The organism is Catellatospora sp. TT07R-123, from assembly GCF_018327705.1.
Lineage (GTDB): Bacteria > Actinomycetota > Actinomycetes > Mycobacteriales > Micromonosporaceae > Catellatospora.
Window position 1 is genome coordinate 271,253 of record NZ_BNEM01000001.1, and the last position, 17,864, is coordinate 289,116.

The 17,864-nt window shown below is 74.3% G+C and carries 17 protein-coding genes; 2 read left to right on the forward strand and 15 right to left on the reverse strand.

Annotated features, from left to right (window positions below; genetic code table 11):
- The first annotated feature begins 187 nt into the window (after positions 1-187).
- Positions 188-559 (forward strand): hypothetical protein, encoded by a 372-nt coding sequence (locus tag Cs7R123_RS01100; RefSeq protein WP_212822726.1) that lies wholly within the window; start codon positions 188-190, stop codon positions 557-559.
- Positions 560-568: 9 nt separating this feature from the next.
- Here Cs7R123_RS01100 and Cs7R123_RS01105 read toward each other — a convergent pair whose 3' ends face one another.
- The gene (locus tag Cs7R123_RS01105) at positions 569-1,051 is read right to left on the reverse strand and encodes a nucleoside deaminase (protein WP_212822728.1); all 483 of its coding nucleotides are present in this window, start codon (positions 1,049-1,051) and stop codon (positions 569-571) included.
- 60 nt (positions 1,052-1,111) lie between these two features.
- Here Cs7R123_RS01105 and Cs7R123_RS01110 point away from each other — a divergent pair, with 60 nt between their 5' ends.
- Entirely contained in the window at positions 1,112-1,462 is a 351-nt protein-coding gene (locus Cs7R123_RS01110; protein ID WP_212822730.1) for a hypothetical protein, read from the forward strand.
- 10 nt (positions 1,463-1,472) lie between these two features.
- On the opposite strand, the gene Cs7R123_RS01115 is transcribed toward Cs7R123_RS01110, so the two are convergent.
- From Cs7R123_RS01115 to Cs7R123_RS01180, 14 genes are all read right to left on the reverse strand, one after another.
- A complete protein-coding gene (locus tag Cs7R123_RS01115) occupies positions 1,473-2,402 on the reverse strand; it encodes a Rossmann-like and DUF2520 domain-containing protein (RefSeq protein WP_244871941.1) in 930 nt (309 codons plus the stop codon).
- Positions 2,351-3,148 carry an NRDE family protein gene (locus Cs7R123_RS01120; protein WP_212822734.1) on the reverse strand — a complete coding sequence of 266 codons (798 nt, stop codon included), beginning with the start codon at positions 3,146-3,148 and terminating at the stop codon, positions 2,351-2,353. Before Cs7R123_RS01120 ends, Cs7R123_RS01115 begins: the two co-directional genes overlap by 52 nt.
- Positions 3,123-4,352 carry an acetyl-CoA carboxylase biotin carboxylase subunit family protein gene (locus tag Cs7R123_RS01125; protein WP_212822736.1) on the reverse strand — a complete coding sequence of 410 codons (1,230 nt, stop codon included), beginning with the start codon at positions 4,350-4,352 and terminating at the stop codon, positions 3,123-3,125. The genes Cs7R123_RS01120 and Cs7R123_RS01125 overlap by 26 nt, the downstream gene beginning before the upstream one ends.
- A 10-nt stretch (positions 4,353-4,362) precedes the next feature.
- Entirely contained in the window at positions 4,363-5,196 is an 834-nt protein-coding gene (panB, locus tag Cs7R123_RS01130; RefSeq protein ID WP_212822738.1) for a 3-methyl-2-oxobutanoate hydroxymethyltransferase, read from the reverse strand.
- 1 nt (position 5,197) lies between these two features.
- Positions 5,198-6,442, reverse strand: coding sequence for an MFS transporter (locus tag Cs7R123_RS01135; protein ID WP_212822740.1), 1,245 nt, complete (start codon positions 6,440-6,442; stop codon positions 5,198-5,200).
- The gene (locus Cs7R123_RS01140; protein ID WP_212822742.1) at positions 6,439-7,497 is read right to left on the reverse strand and encodes a thioesterase domain-containing protein; all 1,059 of its coding nucleotides are present in this window, start codon (positions 7,495-7,497) and stop codon (positions 6,439-6,441) included. The genes Cs7R123_RS01135 and Cs7R123_RS01140 overlap by 4 nt, the downstream gene beginning before the upstream one ends.
- Complete coding sequence (locus Cs7R123_RS01145) at positions 7,497-8,270, reverse strand: type III pantothenate kinase (RefSeq protein WP_212822744.1); 774 nt, start codon at positions 8,268-8,270, stop codon at positions 7,497-7,499. Before Cs7R123_RS01145 ends, Cs7R123_RS01140 begins: the two co-directional genes overlap by 1 nt.
- A 2-nt stretch (positions 8,271-8,272) precedes the next feature.
- A complete protein-coding gene (panD, locus tag Cs7R123_RS01150) occupies positions 8,273-8,677 on the reverse strand; it encodes an aspartate 1-decarboxylase (RefSeq protein ID WP_212822746.1) in 405 nt (134 codons plus the stop codon).
- 30 nt (positions 8,678-8,707) lie between these two features.
- Positions 8,708-10,075 carry a diaminobutyrate--2-oxoglutarate transaminase family protein gene (locus Cs7R123_RS01155; protein ID WP_212822753.1) on the reverse strand — a complete coding sequence of 456 codons (1,368 nt, stop codon included), beginning with the start codon at positions 10,073-10,075 and terminating at the stop codon, positions 8,708-8,710.
- 26 nt (positions 10,076-10,101) lie between these two features.
- On the reverse strand, positions 10,102-11,628 hold the full coding sequence (locus Cs7R123_RS01160; protein ID WP_212822754.1) for an amino acid adenylation domain-containing protein: 1,527 nt from the start codon (positions 11,626-11,628) through the stop codon (positions 10,102-10,104).
- Entirely contained in the window at positions 11,625-13,250 is a 1,626-nt protein-coding gene (locus Cs7R123_RS01165; protein WP_212822755.1) for an FAD/NAD(P)-binding protein, read from the reverse strand. Before Cs7R123_RS01165 ends, Cs7R123_RS01160 begins: the two co-directional genes overlap by 4 nt.
- Positions 13,247-15,475: a pyridoxal-phosphate dependent enzyme gene (locus Cs7R123_RS01170; protein WP_212822756.1), complete on the reverse strand. Its 2,229-nt coding sequence runs from the start codon at positions 15,473-15,475 to the stop codon at positions 13,247-13,249. The genes Cs7R123_RS01165 and Cs7R123_RS01170 overlap by 4 nt, the downstream gene beginning before the upstream one ends.
- Complete coding sequence (locus Cs7R123_RS01175; protein ID WP_212822758.1) at positions 15,472-16,521, reverse strand: hypothetical protein; 1,050 nt, start codon at positions 16,519-16,521, stop codon at positions 15,472-15,474. The genes Cs7R123_RS01170 and Cs7R123_RS01175 overlap by 4 nt, the downstream gene beginning before the upstream one ends.
- A gap of 82 nt (positions 16,522-16,603) precedes the next feature.
- A complete protein-coding gene (locus Cs7R123_RS01180; protein WP_212822760.1) occupies positions 16,604-17,548 on the reverse strand; it encodes a phosphopantothenoylcysteine decarboxylase in 945 nt (314 codons plus the stop codon).
- Positions 17,549-17,864 lie beyond the last annotated feature (316 nt).

The following is a 17,864-nucleotide window of genomic DNA, read 5'->3' on the forward strand; positions in this document are numbered from 1 at the left end:
TCACCACCCGGTGGCCCGTTGCACTTCTGCTGTTCATCCTAGGACCCTGCTCTGGTGTCGATCACGCGGCGGAACCGACGGGTTTACGACTGAACGCCCGGCCGGGCGGCCGCGCGGGCACGGTCGGCTGGCGTGGCGCGCGGCGGATTCCCAGCCTGTGCCCAGTCTCGCTGGCTAACGTGGGCACATGGACGAGAACCGAGCCCGGCGCGTGGTGGACGTGCTGCGCGAGCGCGGCGTGCCCGCCCACCTGTCCCTGGCCGGCGGGCACCGCCGGGTCGGTGTCCGCATCGCGCTGCCCGACGGCCGCGAGGCGCTGTGGGACACCGACGGCACCGCCGGGCTGGAGGCCCAGGTGCTGCGCGACGGCATGCTGGTCGGCTTCGTGCCGCACATCCCGGGCTCGGAGGACTTCACCGAGGAGCAGGTCGTCGACGCCATCGCGCGCACCGACTACGACCAGCCGATCGCCCGGCAGCGCAGTGCGGCGCCCCCGCCGGCCGCCCCGCTGCCGATGGAGGGCGGCTTCTTCCGCCGGCTGCGCGACGGCTTCCGCTGATCCGGGCCGCTAGGGCCGGCGGCCGTGCCGCCGGCGGTGCAGCGCGCGGATCTCGTCGGCCAGGTCGGGAACGGGTCCGTCCACCGGCACCCCCGGCGCGACCTGCTGGACGGCCAGCGGCCGGACCGGCCCCGGCGGCAGCCCCAGTTCGTCGCGCCACGCGGTGAGCTGCTGCGACGAGCTGGCGTACACGATGCGGCCCAGGCCGACCCAGGCGTGCGCCGCCGCGCACATCGGGCAGTGCTCGCCCGAGGTGTAGACGGTGGCGGCCGCCCGCTGCTCCGGCGACAGGTGCGCGGCGGCCCAGCGGGCGATCTCGAACTCCGGATGCCGGGTCTCGTCGCCCGACGCGACGTGGTTGTGGTCCTCGAACAGCACCTCGCCGTCCGCGCCGGCCAGCACCGATCCGAACGGCTCGTCGCCGACCGAAAGCGCCAGCTCGGCCAGCTGCACGCAGCGGCGCAGGTGCGCGAGGTCCATCTCGTCGATCACGGCAGTCTCCCCCGGTTCCCACGCCCCCACGGCGAGGGTACAGACACTAGCCTTGCCCGGATGACACATTGGCATGTGGTGATGCTGCGTGTGGTGCGCGACGGCAGCGGCCGCACCTACCGGGTGCGGCAGGTCGACATCGACTACCCGACCGCCGAAGCCGCCGCCGAGGTGCTCGTCGACCTGTACGAGCAGCAGCTGCGCATGCGCTTCGGCCCCGAGCGGCGCCCCGGCGTCGTCGGCATGTACGCCGGGAGTCCGGGCATGAGCACCGACCCGATGACCCCCGACGGCGACGGCGATCACCTGACCGTGCTGCGCTGCGACGAGTCGGGCGAGGCCTGCATCGGCACCGGCAACGCCTGGGGCGAGCAGAAGATCGCCATGCGCAAGGCCCTCGGCATGTGGTGAGCGGGCGGGTTCACAGCAGCTGGCGGGCGGTCGCCTGCTCGGCGAAGCCCAGCACCTCCAGCAGCACCGCGGCGTCGGCCGGGCGCAGCCGGCCCGCGGCGATGGCGCGGTCGGCGGTGCGGTGCGCCAGGGCCACGTACGCGGCCAGCGTCGGCGTGCCCGCCAGCGCCCGCAGGTGGCGGGCGATCGTGCCCGCGTCGCCGCGCGACACCGGTCCGGTCAGCGCACCGTCGCCCATGGACAGCGCGTTGGCCAGCCCGGCCGTCAGCAGCGGCCGCAGCACCAGCCCGGGGTCGCGCAGCCCCGCCTCGCGCAGCCGGTCGGCGGCCTCGTTCACGAGCGTGACCAGGTGGTTGGCGCCGTGCGCGAGCGCGGCGTGGTAGAGGGCGCGGGCCTCGTCGGCGATCCACTCGGCGGTGCCGCCGAGGTCGGCCACCAGCCGGGCCGCGACCTCGCGGACCCCGTCGGGGGCGGTGACCCCGTAGGAGATCCCCGGCAGCCGGCCGAGGTCGGCCGGGGTGCCGGTGAACGTCATCGCCGGGTGCAGCGCCACGGGACGGCAGCCGACCGCCGCGGCGGGAGCGAGCACGCCCAGCCCGTGGGCGCCGGAGGTGTGCGCGACGACCTGGCCGGGGCGCAGGACGCCCATCTTGGCCAGTCCGGACACGACACCGGCCAGGGCGTCGTCGGGCACGGCCACCACCAGCAGGTCCGTCGCGGCGGTGGCGACCTCGTCGGTGGGCAGGTGCCGGGTGCCGGGCAGCATGGTGTGGATGCGATGGCGGGCCTGGTCGGAGGCGCCGGAGGCGGCCCCGACGTCGTATCCGGCCGCGGCCAGGGCGGCCCCGAGCACGGCGCCGACACGGCCGGCGGCGATCACCCCTGTTCTCAACGTCTGCTCCTCATCGGTAGTGCGGCATCCACCGGCACCCGGTGCCAGGTGCCGGTGGCCGGGGCGGCGGTGAAGTCGTAGCGGACGGTGCCGTCGCCGATCGCCAGCAGCGACACCGACTGGGAGCGGAAGACCCGCCGCTCGCGGTCGGTCCGGCGGATGAGCAGGGCGCGGGGGTCCGCCGGGGCCAGGCCGCCGCCCTCGACGACGGGCAGCCACCCGGCCCAGGCCTCGGCGGTGGTGCCGTCGTCGGGGTCCGGTCGCGGCGCGGCCAGCAGCAGCGGCCGGAAGTGGGCGACGCGGGCGGCCATGTCGGCGGGTGAGGTCGGGTTGCCGGGATGCTGGTCGTCGCGGCCTTCGAGACCGCTGTTGACGATCAGGTGCAATCCCGCGCCCAGCCGCCGGGTGCGCAGGGCGGCGCCGTCCCAGGAGCTGAGCACGACGGTGTCGGTGTCGGCGGTGACCAGGTGGAACGGGTCGTAGCAGGGCAGCCGGGCACGGTCGAGGCCCTCCCCCGCCGCGACTGCCAGCGGCAGCTCCCCGCGCGAGCGCCGGGCCGCGCCGGGGCAGCCGCGGCCGAAGCCGTTGAGCAGGCACGCGACCCGGCCGTCGGCAGCCTGGACGGCGAGCCAGGTGCCGCCGGCCGCGCGGTCGCGGCCGGCGACGATCCCGGGCCGGTCGGGCCAGTGGGCGCCGGGCAGGTCCCAGGCGCGCCCGGCCAGCTCGTCGCGTACGGCGGCGAGCAGGACCGGCACCCGCGCCCCGGGATCAACGCTGATGATCGCGGTGCACATCGGTCCCGTCCGGGTGCTCGTAGGTGAAGGTCAGCGCGTCGCAGGCCCGTGCGATGACGGCGAGCATCTCGGCGTGGTCGGCGGCGACGCCGAAGATCGCGTCGACGAGTTCGGTCATGACGCCGCCGACGAGCTCCGCGGGCGGCCGTAGAAACAGGTTGTAGGCGGCCACGCCGGGCACGGCGCGGGCCTGGCGGGCGCCGTCGACGCGCAGCAGCCGGGTCGCGCCGAGCGGGGGGATGTTGTGGTACTGGAAGACCACCCGCCCGGCCACGTCGAGCGGCTCCGGCCGCACGTCCTCGCCGAGCGCGAGCCGGGCTGCCAGGGTGACGAGGTTGACGCCGCAGCCGCGTACGGCGAGGGCGTTGATCTGGCCGCCCACACGGCCGTTGACCTCGATGACGCGCGGTCCGTCGGCGGTCAGCTTGATCTCGGTATGGGTGATGCCCGTGGTGACGCCCAGCGCCCCCAGCGCGGCCGTGGCCAGGTCGCGGACCTGCTGGTCCTCGTCGGCGGCCAGCGGCGCGGGCCAGAAGTGCCCGCTCTCGCGAAACGGCGGCTGGAGCGGGTACTTGCCGGTGACCGCGAGGTGGGTGACCGTGCCGCCGCTGACGGCGCTCTCGACCGAGACGAAGTCGCCGAAGGGCAGGCTGGGACGGCCCCGCAGGTACTCCTCGACGACGGCCTCCCCGGTCCACGGCAGTGCCGCGAGCTGCTCGGGGCTCTCGACGAGGTAGGTGTGGCGGCTGCCCTCGCCCCGGCGGGGCTTGACGACGACGGGCAGCCCGACGGCGTGCGCGTGCGCGGCGAGCTCGGCCGGGTCGCGGGCGAGCAGGCTGGCGGTGGCCTGCACGCCCGCCTCGGCCAGCCGGCGGCGCTGGGCGTGCTTGTCGCGCAGCAGGGTGACCGTGGCGAGGTCGTGGTAGGGCAGTCCGAGGGCGGCGGCCAGGTCGGCGGTGTCGGCGACGAGGCTCTCGGCGTAGGTGACGATGCCGTCGGGGCGCCACCGCTTGAGCGCGGCGAGCAGGTTCTCGCGGGGCTGGGCCAGGGGCTCGATCCGCGTGGACCCGGCCAGCAGCGGCTCGTACTCGGCGGCGTGATCGGAGTCGCCGAGCACGACGAGGACCTCGTACCCGGCCAGGCCGACGAGCAGTTCGCCGGGGGTGACCGCGCCGCGGTCGAACAGCACGACGATGCGGGACACGATGCGGCTCCTAGAAGCTGTGCTCGGAGGTGGGGAACTGCCCGTGGCGGACCTCGGCGACGTAGTCGCGGGCGGCCTGCCCGATGGCGGCGGCGATGTCGGCGTAGCGCTTGACGAACCGGGGGCCCTTGCCGGTGCGCAGCCCGGCCATGTCCTGCCAGACGAGCACCTGGGCGTCGCAGTCGGGGCCGGCGCCGATGCCGATGGTGGGGATGTCGAGTTCGGCGGTGACCTGCTTGGCCACGTCGGCGGGCACCATCTCCAGCACGACCGCGAACGCCCCGGCCTCGGCGACGGCGCGGGCGTCGGCCAGCACCTCGGCGGCGGCCTCGCCGCGGCCCTGCACCCGGTATCCGCCGAGCTGGTGCTCGCTCTGCGGGGTGAAGCCGATGTGGGCGACGACGGGGATGCCCGCACCGGTGATCTTCGCGATCTGCGGGGCGACGCGGCGGCCGCCTTCGAGCTTGACGGCCTGGCAGCCGCCCTCCTTCATGAACCGCACGGCGGTGGCCAGCGCCTGGGAGGGGCCGTCCTCGTAGGAGCCGAACGGCATGTCGCCGAGGACGAGGCTGCGGCTGGTCGCGCCGACGACGGCGCGGACCAGGGGCAGCAGTTCGTCGACGGTGACCGGGATGGTGGTCTGGTGGCCGTAGACGTTGTTGGCCGCGGAGTCGCCGACGAGCAGGACCTGCACCCCGGCCTCGTCGAAGATGGCCGCGGTGTACTGGTCGTAGCTGGTGAGCATGGCCCAGCGCTCGCCGGCGTGCTTGGCGGCGATCAGGTCGCGGGTCCGGATGCGGCCGCTGGCCTTGGTGCCGTACAGGGTCGGGATGGCGGTGGTCATGTCAGCTCCTCGCGGGTGCGGGTTCGAGCACGGATTCGGGGACGGCCAGCCGCTGCTGCGACCAGGCCGACAGGGGGACGGTGGCCAGCCCGGCCACGGCGAACAGCGCGCCGATGCCGAGCCAGGCGGGCAGGCCCAGGCCGAGCAGCGGCATGGCGAACAGGACGGGCCCGAGCGCCTGCATGAACTGGACCGCGAGGCTCCACGCGCCGAGGTACTCGCCCTGGGCGTGCTCGGGCGCCAGGGCGTAGGACAGGCCCCAGTTGGCGGCCGAGCAGTAGATCTCGCCGAGGGTGATCAGCAGCATCCCGGCGAACAGCAGGATCGCGGTGGGCAGCGCGGGCCGCCCGGACGACAGGCCCCACAGCAGGCAGCCGCCGAGCAGCGCGAACCCGGCGCGGCGGCTGAGCTGCGCCGATCCACCGACGGTGTCGGCGCCGCGGCTCAGCCGGACCTGCAGCACGATGACCAGCACCGTGTTGCTGATCATGAGGGCGGCCAGCAGTGACGGCGGGGCGCTGGTGCGTTGCAGCACCCACAGCGGCAGGCCGACGTTGAGCAGCTGGGTGTGCATGTAGACCGCCCCGGCCACCAGCGCCATCGCCATGAACGGGGCGTTGCGCAGCGCGGCCCGGGGTGCGGCCTGCCCGGCCGCGACGGGGACCCGGGCGGCGGGCAGGCGCAGCAGCACCAGGGTCGACACGGCGTACGCGGCCGCGCAGGCCACGGCCAGCAGCGCGTACAGGCGGGGGTCGCGCAGGGCCAGGACGACCCCCGCCCCGGCGGAGCCGAGCGCGAACCCGATGTTGAAGACGGTCCGGTTGTACGCGTTGGCGCGGACCCGGTCCTCCTTGGACGAGATCGCCGACAGGTACGCCCGCCGGTTCGGCGACTCGCTGCAATCGGCCAGCGCGATCACCGTCACCAGCGCGAAGAAGCTCCAGAACGAGCCGGCCAGCAGGTACCCGGCGAAGCCCGCGGCACGGACCAGGTTGAGCACGATCAGGACCCGCTGGTGGCCGAACCGGTCGCCGAGCACGCCCGCCGGGACGGAGGCGACCAGCCCGGCCAGGCCGGCGGCGGTGAGACCCGCGCCGACCTGGCCCGCGGACAGGCCCACGTAGTTGATGAAGAACGCGGCACTGCCGGTGACGAACGCGCCGGTGCCGATCGCGGCGACCAGGCTGATCACCGAGTAGCCCCGCAGCGGCCCCGGCGGCGGCAGCAGCTTGCGCAGCCAGGTCACCGGGCACCGTCGGAGGTCTTGCCCAGCGCCTCCCAGAACCCGGCGTCCTTGACGATGTCCCAGGTGTCGGCGTGCGGGTAGACGTGCTCGACCAGGTCGGCGGCCAGCGGCGCCCAGGAGAGGCGGGGGTCGGCGGCGTACTCGGCCTGCTGGAAGACCCGGGTCGGGCCGGTGTAGGGGCGGGCCTCGTAGTGGATCTGCGCGAAGGCCAGCGACGCCCACACCAGGTGCAGCCAGTTCCAGTCCTCGACCTTGGCGTCCTGGTCGTACCAGTCCCACGACGTCAGCTCCGGCATGATCGTGGGCGCGGCCGCGGACAGGTCCTCGACGCCGTACCGCTTGCTCAGCCAGGCCAGCCGGAACCGGTAGAAGTCGGCCAGGCCCCAGCCGAAGTCGAACCCGTGCGGGGCCGTCGCCGGGGCGCAGTTGATCAGAGCCAGGTCGGCGACGGTCTCACCCTGCGCGGTCAGCCGCTGGGCGATCTCGTAGGCGACCAGGCCGCCGGAGCACAGGCCGCCCAGGTGGTAGGGGCCGTGCGGCTGGATCGCGCGGATCTCGGCCAGGTGCCGTTCGGCACGGTCGCCGATGGTCAGCAGCGGGCGCTCGCGGCGGGCCAGCATGCCGGAGCGGATGCCGTACAGCGGGCGGCGGTAGCCGAACTGCTCGGCGAACCGGCCCAGGAACTCGATGTTGCCGCTGCCCCAGTGCACGCAGAAGAACGGCGCGCCCTCGCCCTCGGTGAGCGGCAGGACGGTCTGGGCCGGCGGCTGCTGCCACGGGCTGACCGTGTTCTTCCACAGGTCGTCGAAGGTCTCGTCGGCGGTGGCGGCCGCGGTCGCCGTGCCGGCCAGGGCCGCGGCGATGCCGGTGAAGGTCTGGTGCTCGAAGACGATGCTGGCGGCCAGGTCGATGCCGGCCTTGCGGGCCTCGCTGACCAGCTTGACGACCAGCAGCGAGTATCCGCCGACGTCGAAGAAGTTGTCCTCGGGCTCGACGTCGTAGTCGAGCAGGTCGGCGGCGATCTGGGCGAGTCTGGCGGCGATCGGGTCGGTCATCACTGTCCTACCAGGGCGGAGTGGGCGAACGCGGTCTGCAGTCCGATGAGGGTCAGGTGCGGTTCGTGGTGGGTGACGGTCTTGCACTCGGCGGTGACCAGGGGCGCGAGCCCGCCGGTGGCGACGACGGCCTGCACGCTGCCGCCGAGCTCGTCGAGGATGCGCGAGACGATCCCGTCGACCTGCCCGGCGAAGCCGTAGACCAGGCCGGACTGCAGGCAGTGCATGGTGTTCTTGCCGATGACGGTGGCGGGGCGGCGGGCCTCGACCTTGCGCAGCTGCGCGGCGTACGTGGCCAGCGCGTCCATGGAGATCTGGATGCCGGGGGCGAGCACCCCGCCCAGGAACGCGCCGTCGTCGCCGACCACGTCGAAGTTGGTCGAGGTGCCGAAGTCGACCACGATCGCGGCGCCGCCGTAGAGGCGGTGGGCGGCCAGGGCGTTGGCGACGCGGTCGGCGCCGACCTCGTGCGGGTGGTCCACGCGCAGGGCCAGCCCGCCGGTGACCCCCGACTCGATGACCAGCGCCGGCAGGTCGCCGTGGTAGCGGGCGAGCATGGTGCGCAGCTCGCGCTTGACGTCGGGCACGGTCGAGCAGGCGGCCACGCCGCTGATGTCCGCCAGTCGCGGGCCGAGCAGCCCGGCCAGCTTCAGGTGCAGCTCGTCGGCGGTGGTGCGCCGGTCGGTGCCGATGCGCCAGGTGTGGTGCACCCGGTCGCCGTCGAAGAGCGCCAGCACCGTGTTGGTGTTGCCGATGTCAACGGTGAGCAGCATGGTCAGCGGCCCGCCGACAGGACGACGCCGGGCGCGGCGTGGCTGGGGTCGGCGTCGACGTGCACGATCCGGTTGTCGGTGTTCACGTGGACGACCCTCGGTTCGAAGACCTTCGCCTCGGCGTCGGCGAGGATCGCGTACGCGATGATGATGACCATGTCGCCGGGGTGCACCAGGTGCGCGGCGGCCCCGTTGATGCCGATGACGCCCGAACCGCGCTCGCCCTCGATGACGTAGGTCTCCAGGCGGGCGCCGTTGGTGATGTCGACGATGGCGACCTGCTCGCCGGGCAGCAGGTCGGCGGCGTCCATGAGGTCGGCGTCGATGGTGACCGAGCCGACGTAGTGCAGGTCCGCCTGGGTGACGACGGCACGGTGGATCTTGGACTTGAACATGGTGCGCAGCATGGATGTCTCTCCTGGATCAGTGCGGTGTGGTCAGGCGGCGGTGGTCAGCAGCGTCGTGCCGTGTGCGGCGCCGACGGCCTCGGCCAGCGACGCGACGAGGATGTCGAGGGCGTCGCGGCACTCCTGCTCGGACAGCGTCAGCGGCGGCAGCAGCCGGATGACGACGTCGTCGCGCCCGCCCAGCTCGATAATCAGGCCCCGGCGCAGCGCGGCGGCCTGCACGGCCCGCGCCAATGCCGGGTCGGTCAGCTCGATGCCCCACATGAGCCCGATCCCGCGCACGTCGGCGACGTACGGGTGGCAGTCCAGCGCCGCGGCCAGGTGCGCGGTGATCTGGGCGTGGCGGGCCTGGACGTTGTCGAGCACCCGCTGCTCGCGCACCACCTTGACGGCGGCGACCCCGGCGGCGAAGGCGAGCTGGTTGCCGCGGAACGTGCCGATGTGCGCGCCGGGGTTCCAGCGGTCCAGCTCGCGGCGGTAGAACAGCAGCGAGATGGGCAGGCCGGCACCGCTGAGCGCCTTGGACGCGATGACGATGTCGGGCTCGATGTCGTACTGCTCGAAGGCGAACCAGGTGCCGGTGCGCCCGCAGCCGGTCTGCACCTCGTCCACGATCAGCGGGATGTCCAGCGCCTCGGTGATCTCGCGGACGCGGCGGACGAAGGCCCGGGTGGCCGGGATGGTGCCGCCCTCGCCCTGCACCAGCTCCAGCAGCACCGCGGCCGGTTTCGCGATGCCGCCGTTGGCGTCGTTGAGCACGCGCTCCAGGTAGGTGGCGCAGTTGGTCTCGCAGCTGTCCGGGCGCAGGCCCAGCGGGCAGCGGCGGCAGTGCGAGAACGGGAAGAAGTGCACGCCGGGCATGCCGTTGGCCACCGGGGTCTTGGGGCCGAGGTTGCCGGTGACCGCCATGGCCCCGGCGGTGCTGCCGTGGAAGCCGCCGGAGAACGCGACGACGTCGCCGCGCCCGGTGGCGATCTTCGCGAGCTTGAGCGCGGCCTCGACGCCGTTGGCGCCGGTCGGGCCGCAGAAGTGCACCTTGTACCGCTGGCCCATGTCGCCGGGCAGCATGCCCAGCTGGGCGCTGGTGAACTCGTCCTTGGCGACGGTCGGGAAGTCCAGGCCGTGCACGAACTCGCCGAGCTGCGCGCTGATCGCCGCGACCACGTCGGGGTGGTTGTGGCCCAGCGACAGCACGCCGGCGCCGGCGAGGAAGTCGAGGAAGACGTTGCCGTCGACGTCCTCGACGAAGCTGCCCTGCGCCCGCCTGATCGCGATCGGCAGGTTGCGCGGGTAGGTGCGCGCGTTGGATTCCCGCCGCTCCTGCCGGTCGAGGTAGGCGGCGCTGCGGGGACCCGGGATCGGTGTGTGCACCGAGGGCCCGGTCAGGTTGGCGTTCACTGGTTGGCCTTTCGCCGTGGTTGCGGTCAGGAGCGGCGGCGCACGATCGCGGCCGCGCAGAGGTCGTCCAGCGCGGAGCGGTCGAGCTTGCCGGAGGGGGTCAGCGGGAGGGCCCCGATCGCGGCGAAGCGGTCGGGGACCATGTATCCGGGCAGCCGGGTGCGGGCGTGGTCGCGCAGCTCGTCGAGGGTGACCTCGCCCGCAGGCACGTAGCAGGCGACCAGCTGCTGCACGCCGTGGCGGTTGACGACCACGCCCGTGCCCGCGTCGCGTACGCCGGGGTGGGCGCGCAGCACGGCCTCGACCTCGGCCAGCTCGATGCGGTATCCGCGCAGCTTCACCTGGGCGTCGCAGCGCCCCTGGTAGTCCAGCTCCCCGTCGGGCAGGCGGCGGGCCAGGTCGCCGGCGCGGTACCAGCGCAGGCCGTCGCGCTCGGTGAACCGCTGCGCGGTGAGGTCGGGCCGGTTGAGGTAGCCCAGCGCGACGCCGGTGCCGCCCACCCAGATCTCGCCGGTCTGCCCGTCGGGCACCGGGATGCCGTCCTCGTCGAGCAGGTCGATGCGCAGGTGCGGCAGCGGGCGCCCGATCGGCGAGCGGGCCGGTCCGGCCAGGTCGGCGGCGGTGAGCACCTTGATCGTGGCGTGCACGGTGATCTCGGTGATGCCGTACATGTTGATCATCACGGGTGGGGTGTCGGGGACCGCGGCGACGAAGTCGGCCACCACGTCGAGGTCGACGCTCTCGCCGCCGAAGACGACGTGGCGCACCGGCAGCGGCGGCGTGCCCGCCTCGCGGTAGTGCTCGGCCAGGTAGCGGAAGACCGAGGGCACCTGGTTGAGCACGGTGACCTCCTGCTTGCACAGGAAGACCAGGAAGTCCGCGGGCGACTGCGCCACCGCGCGCGGCACCATCACCACGGTCCCGCCGGTGGCCAGCGCCCCCCACATCTCCCACACCGAGAAGTCGAAGTTGTACGAGTGGAACAGGCTCCACACGTCGCCCGGCCCGACGTCGAACAGCGGCAGGGTGTGCCGCAGCAGTTCCAGCACGTTGCCGTGGCTGACCAGGCAGCCCTTCGGGGTGCCGGTGGACCCGGAGGTGTAGATGACGTACGCCGCCTCGGCCGGGGCGGCCGCGGGCGCGGTGCCCGGCGGGACCCGCGCGGGGTCGACCAGCTGCACGCCGTCCAGCGCGAACCCCCCGGCCAGCGCCGGATCGCCGACCAGGGTGCCGATCCCGGCGTCGGCCAGCATGAACGCCAGCCGCTGCGCCGGGTAGGCCGGGTCCAGCGGCACGTACACGGCACCGGCGCGCAGCACGCCCAGGATCGCCGCGACGACGTCGACGGTACGGTCCAGCAGCAGCCCGACCCGCTCGCCTGGCCGCACCCCGCGGGCGGCCAGATGGGCGGCGAGCGCGTCGGCGCGGGCGGCCAGCCCGGCGTAGGTCAGCGTGGTGGACTCGTCGCGGCAGGCGACGGCGTCGGGCCACCGGCGGGCGGCCTCGTCGAACAGCCGCGTCAGCGACTGCGCTGCGGCAAGGGGTGTGCTCATCTCGTCTCTCCTGTCGTGGGCGCGACCCGCAGGTCGGCCGTCCATGCGCGGACCAGCGCCGTGGCCCGCTTCACGCAGCTGCTGACGGCGCTGGCGCCGATGTGGGAGCCCATGGTGAGCTGCCCGAGGACCCCGACCCGGCCGTAGGTGCCCCCGTCGTCGGTCAGCGCCAGCGACGTCTCCGGGTCGACGCCGATCCCGGCCACCGGGTCGGCGACCAGCACCCCGGCGGCCAGCGCGGCCCGCGCGAAGCCGGTGCCCTCGCCCAGCCCGGTCTCCCGCCCGATGGCGTTGACCAGGTATGCGGTGTGCAGCGGTGCACCGTCGGCGAAGGTGACGGCGAACCCGCGCTCCTGCGGCCGCACCCCGGTCGCGCCGGAGCGCACCCGCAGCACCCCGGCGTCGAGCAGGGCCTCGATCCGGGCGGCGTTCTCGATCGGGATCGCCGCGGAGTCCACCAGGTACGGCGTCATGAACTCGCGCCACACGGCGCGCCGCTCGGCAGCCGGCAGCTGCTTGTAGATCCACCACAGCGTGCCGAAGAAGACCCGGGCGAGCTCCTGCCCGGTGGCCGTCGCCGGGTCGCGGTGGCGCCAGGCGTCGATGGAGCGTCGCAGGGCCAGGTGCTCGCGACCGGTGACGTCGCCGTCCTCGCCGTCGGCCGCGGCGGGCCCCGGGCTCGGCCGCAGCCACCGGCGGGCCGCCTCGTAGCGGCGGGCGACGGCGTCGGCGGTGAATCGCCCGGCCCCCTCCCCCAGCTCCGCCAGCGGTTCGGTCACCAGGTACGGGTTGTCCTCACACGAGCGGGCCGCGGCGCGGTCGACCTGGACCGCGGGCAGCAGGCCGCGCCGCGAGCAGGCGGTGATCGTGAACGGTTCGCGCGGGTGGTACCGGTACCGGCCCGGTTCGATCCGCTCGAACTCGCCGAACCGGGCGGCGATGGTCAGCGCCGCGTCGACGGCGGTCAGCGACGTTCCCAGCAGCCCGATGGCACCGGGCTGCACGGACGCGGCCAGCCGCGCGGCGGGCCAGGGGAACAGCAGCGCGCCGCTGCCGTCGGCCGCGAGGCGCTCGCCCAGGTCACGGCAGTGGTCGGTGCTGGACGGATGCCAGTGGCCGGTGGCCGTCACCAGGCGGTCGGCCCACAGGATCGAGCCGGAGGCCAGGCTCACCCGCAGCGTCCCGGCCGCCTCGGCCACGACACCCGTCGCGGTGTCGGACAGCAGGTGGACCGAGGCGCCGAGCATCCGGGCGCGGCCGGTGTACTCGGCCAGCCGCTGCCGGGCGTACACGCCGAAGCGGTGGCGGGAGGCGAGCATGTCCTCGGGCGCCCGCGGGTAGGTCTCGGGGACCGGGCCCTGGCCGGCGAGCCAGCCGGTGAAGTCGGCGGGCTCGTCGGCGATCAGCGACATCGTCGCGGCGCGCATGTTCAGCAGGTGCAGCGGGTCGGTGCCGGCTCCGTACGGCAGGCCGGGGCCGAAGTCGCCGCTGCGTTCCACGATGCTGACCACGGTGCGGGCGGCCACCCCCGCGGGCAGCCGCTCCAGTTCCCGGACCAGGGCGATGAACGCGGCCGTGCCGCTGGCGCCCGCGCCGACGATGACGTAGTGGTCGCTGGTCATCGCTCGCCCCGGGCACGTTCGGCCGCCTCGGCGCAGCGGGCCGTCTCCGGGGACGGGTTCGCGGCGAGCACGTCGGCGGCGAGCCCCGGCAGTTGCGGGCAGGCCGCGCCGCTGACGACGTACGCCCGGGACGCCGGGGCGGCGGGGTGGGTGCCGGCGGGCAGCGCGGCCCGGGTGACCTGGTCCAGCAGTGTGGGCAGTGCGGTGGCGTGCCGCCGCAGCGGGTGCGCCGCGACGGCCGCGGTGACCCGCTCGGTGAACCGGCCCGGTCCGTCTGCGGCGAGCTGCTGGAGCAGGCGGGCGCCGGCGCTGGCGGCACCGGCCCGCTCCGGGCGCAGCCCGGTGTCCAGGGCGATGAGCAGCTGGGCGAGGTCGGCGGCCGCCAGGGTCACCGGGTGCAGGTCGACGGCGGCACCGGCCAGCAGGGGCAGCGCGCCGGGGGCCATCTGCGGCTGGGCCAGGCCGTTGATGGCCCTGGGCCAGTCGACCTCGACCGCGTGCCCGGCGTCGCGGGCGGCCAGGCCCGCGGGCAGGCAGGGCGCGGCGGCGTCGTACACGGCGCTGAGCGAGCGCACGGCGGTGGCGGCGCCGTGGCCGTGCAGCGCGGTGCAGGCGGCGAACGTGGCTCCGCCGGAGGTGGGTATCCGCAGCTCGTCGACTGACGGGCCGGGCAGGCCGAGTTCGGTCCAGTGGTGGCGCAGCCGCTCGCACACGTCCAGCAGCAGGGTGGCGAACCCGGCCGCGCCGTCCATCCCCGACAGCCCGAACTGGGCGTTGAGCTGCTCGTCGGGGTCGCAGGCGAGGAACACAGCGCGCAGCCCGCGCCCGGCCAGTTCCCGCTCGCGCCGGTGGGCGGCGGCGGTGGCGTCGTTGAAGTCGGCGCAGCGGATGACGGGTCCGGCGGCCACCAGCGTGGCCAGCTTGCCGTCCGGTATGTCGCGCGAGACGAAGAACTCGCAGGTGACCTGGGCGTTGTGCTTGGTGGCGAGCAGCTCGGCCAGGGCGGCGACGGCGCGGGCGTGGCTCCCGGTGGACGCCGCCAGCAGCGTCACCCCGTCGAACAGCTCCCGCAGGTCGCCGACCGGGCGGCCGGTGCGTGCCGTGTGCGCCTCCGCCGCGGCCTGCACCAGACCGGCGACGACGCGAGCCTTGCTGGAGCCGCCCAGCGGCAGGGCCGCGTCGACGACCAGCAGCGACGGTTCGCCGAACACGGTGCCCAGCAGCCCGGCGGGCACGATCGGGGGCCGGTTGACGTCGAGCATGGTGTCCATCAGGGCGCGTACCCGCGGGGCGCGCAGCGCGAGGTCGGCGGCGGCGTCCCGGGTCGGGCGCCACCGGGCCCGCTCCTGGCGGCGCTCGACGAGTGCCGCGCGCAGGCGGGCGGCGGTGCCGTAGCGGGTGCGCAGCGCGGCGACGGCCGCTCCGGCCAGCCCGAACAGTTCCCAGCGCCGTCCGTCGGGATCGGTGACGGTGACCGTGGGCGAGTCGAACCAGCCGACATAGCGCGGGGTGCGGCCGGGGCCCAGGCCCACCCGCAGGTGCGGCCGGACGGCCAGGGGCGCGGCGAAGACGTCGTCGAGGGCGAGCCGGCCGATCGCGGCGACCTCCTGGGCCTGCGGGCGCATCCCGTCGGCGGCGCCGTCGGCGACGGCCACCACGTGCGCGGACGCGCGGTGCCCGCTCTCGGTCGTCCAGCGGGTCAGCACCGGCCAGGCGTCGAAACGGGTGTCGGTCAGGTCCGCCGCCCGCGGCAGACCGGCCTCCTCGCCGAACTCCCGCAGCGCCGCGGCGGTCGTGGTCTCGCCCGGCTCGACGCCGCCGCCGAACAGGACCACCTCACCGGCGTGCAGCATCGGCCCGCCGGTGTGACCGTTGACGGTGGTGCGGGCGCTGACCAGCAGCGTGTCGCCGACGATCGGCAGGGCGACCGCGGCCGTCCGCGGCTGCGGGTGGTGCCCGGCCAGGAACCGGTCGCGGTCGGCCAGGCTGACGTGCGCGGCGTACGGCACGTCGTCGGTGCCCCCGAGGGCCGCGACCAGCGCGCGGGTCCACGCGTAGGCCGCCTCGTCGCGGACCTGGCCGTCATGGCTTCGCAGCTCCCGTGCGGCCAGGGTGAGCAGCTCCGGCGCGCGGTCCCCGCCCGCGGCGACCGCGGCGGCCAGCGCCGGGTGCAGCGGGCGGTTGCGCAGCGCGTCGAGGATCTGCGCCGGCGATGGCTGGTTCATCGCGCGGCCAGCTCCGTGACCAGTGTGTAGTCGGCGGAGCTGGCCGGGAAGGCCGCTGCCGAGATCGTCTGCGGCCACGGCTGACCGGGCGTGACGTGGCGCTCCTCGTACAGGAAGGTGCGCAGGCCGTCCTGGCCGATGACGACGCAGGTGGTGCTCTTGGTCCATTCGACCTCGCCCGCGTCCGCCTGCGACGGCCACGGGGCGCGCTGGTGGCGGGTCTGGCCGAGGGTGTTGAGGTACGGCGGTTGCAGCGCGGTGCTGCGGTGGGCGCGCCAGGACGGGTCGCGGTAGTCGTCGTCGCTGATGCGCCCGTCGATGGCGAACGCGCTCAGCCAGCCGTCCCAGCTGGCCGGGTCGGTGTCGGGGCGCGGCTGCTCCGCCAGCCGGTCGAGCAGGATCTGGCTGAGGGCGGCGGCCGGGGTGTCGAGCCCCCGGACGGTCAGCACGTGCGTGCCGCAGTCGGTGATCGGGGTGACCTCGACCCGGCCGTCCTCGTGCAGGCGCACGACGTACGCGTCGGAGGCGTCGGCCAGGAGCAGGAACAGCGGCAGCATGAGCTTGCGGTCGCGGTCGAGCGCGGCGGGCAGGTCGGTCTGGAGCCCCTTCGCGGCCGCGGCGGCGCTGGGGTAGCTGACCGCGTCCAGGCACAGCCCGCTGCGGGTGACGTAGCCGAGCGAGGCGCGCCGGGCCCGCAGCTCGTCGGAGGCGCTCTCGCCCAGCTCGCCGGAGGCCATGGGCGCGATGAGGATGCGGGCGTACACGCCGGTGCGCTGGTTGACGGCCATCCAGGTGCCGCCGCCGGCGTCGAGGCCACCGATGATCGGCTCGGCGAGCAGGTCCCGGTCGTGTCCGATGCGGAACGTCCACACGCGGTCGAGCAGCTGCGGGTTGTCCCGCCAGTGGCAGGCGTACGACGCGGTGTCGATGCCGAAGCCGGCGGCGGCCGGACGGCCGTGGGGCAGGTGGATGGACTGGTCGCGGGTCTCGTAGACGACGAGCGCGGCGTCGCGCTGCGGGCAGAAGGAGAACACGGCGAGGCACACGGCAGATCAACCCCGTAATCGATTGGTGGGAGCGAAGTGGACGGTAGGTGAATTACTCAAGATGGGGCAAGAGTGGCAAACTTCACAAAGTCGCATCTACATGAAGGAAAGCTTCAACTTCGTCGAGGATGCGGTGGGCGACGGCGCTCTTGGGCAGGACGTCTGTCTCGACCCGGACACCGGTGCCGTCGAGGATCCACACCTTGTTGGTGTCCACCTCGAAACCGACGCCGGGACGTGACACGTCGTTGAGGCACAGCAGGTCGAAGCCGCGCTGGCGCATCTTGGCCGCGGCCCGGTCGAGGTCGCTGTCCGTCTCGGCGGCGAACCCCACCCGCAGCACGCCCGCGGGCACCTCGGGCACGAAGTTGGCGACCGTCTCCAGCGCCAGGGACATCCCGGACGGGCCTTTTTTGATCTTGCCGCTGGCGACCGCCGCGGGCCGGAAGTCCGACACCGCCGCCGCCATCACCAGCACGTGCGCCGAGCCGGTCGCCTCCAGCACGGCCGCACGCAGCTGCGCCACCGACGGGGCCAGCACGACCCGGACTCCGGCCGGGGCCGGGACCTGAGCCGACGTGGCGATGTAGGTGACCTCGGCACCCCGGTCACGGGCCGCCGACGCCAGCGCGAAACCCATCTTCCCGGAGGAGCGGTTGGTGATGAACCGCACCGGGTCCATCGGTTCACGGGTGCCGCCCGAGGTCACCACGATCCGCCGCCCGGCCAGGCCGCCGACGCGGCGACCGTACGCGGCGACCACGGCGTCCAGGACCGCCTCGACGAAGGGCAGGCCGTCCTCGGCCGGCTCCAGCCGCGCCGAGCCGCCGTCGAGCCGCAGCGCCAGCCGCTGCCCGGGCCCGGTCTCCGGTACGGCGACCAGGACGCCGGGGACCTCGGGACCCCCACCGGCCAGGTGCACCGCGGGCGCGTCGACCGGGCGGCCGTCCGGGGTGCGGCAGCCCGCCAGCACCCAGGCGCTCTCGGCGATCAGTCCGCGAGCCTGCGGTCCGATGTGGACATGCACTTCGCAGCCCTGGCCGGACAGCCCTCGCGCCAATTCGAGTCCAAGGTGAACAGTTGATGCACTGTCCATTAACAACAGGATCCGACCAGGCAACATGTCCGCGATGATGCCAGCGCCAGCAACCGCTTGTGTGCCCTTTTCCGGGCGGCCCGAGGCCGCCGAGCGGTCGGCTCATTCCACCGCGCCGCAGGCCAGGGCATACGACACCAGGCTCTGAACCCGCAGAATCGAACAGGTGTCGTAAACCCGGCTCATGGCATGCCCCACAATGCGACAACCGATCGGCTCTGTCGCATCTGCACAGTCCAGACTGGAC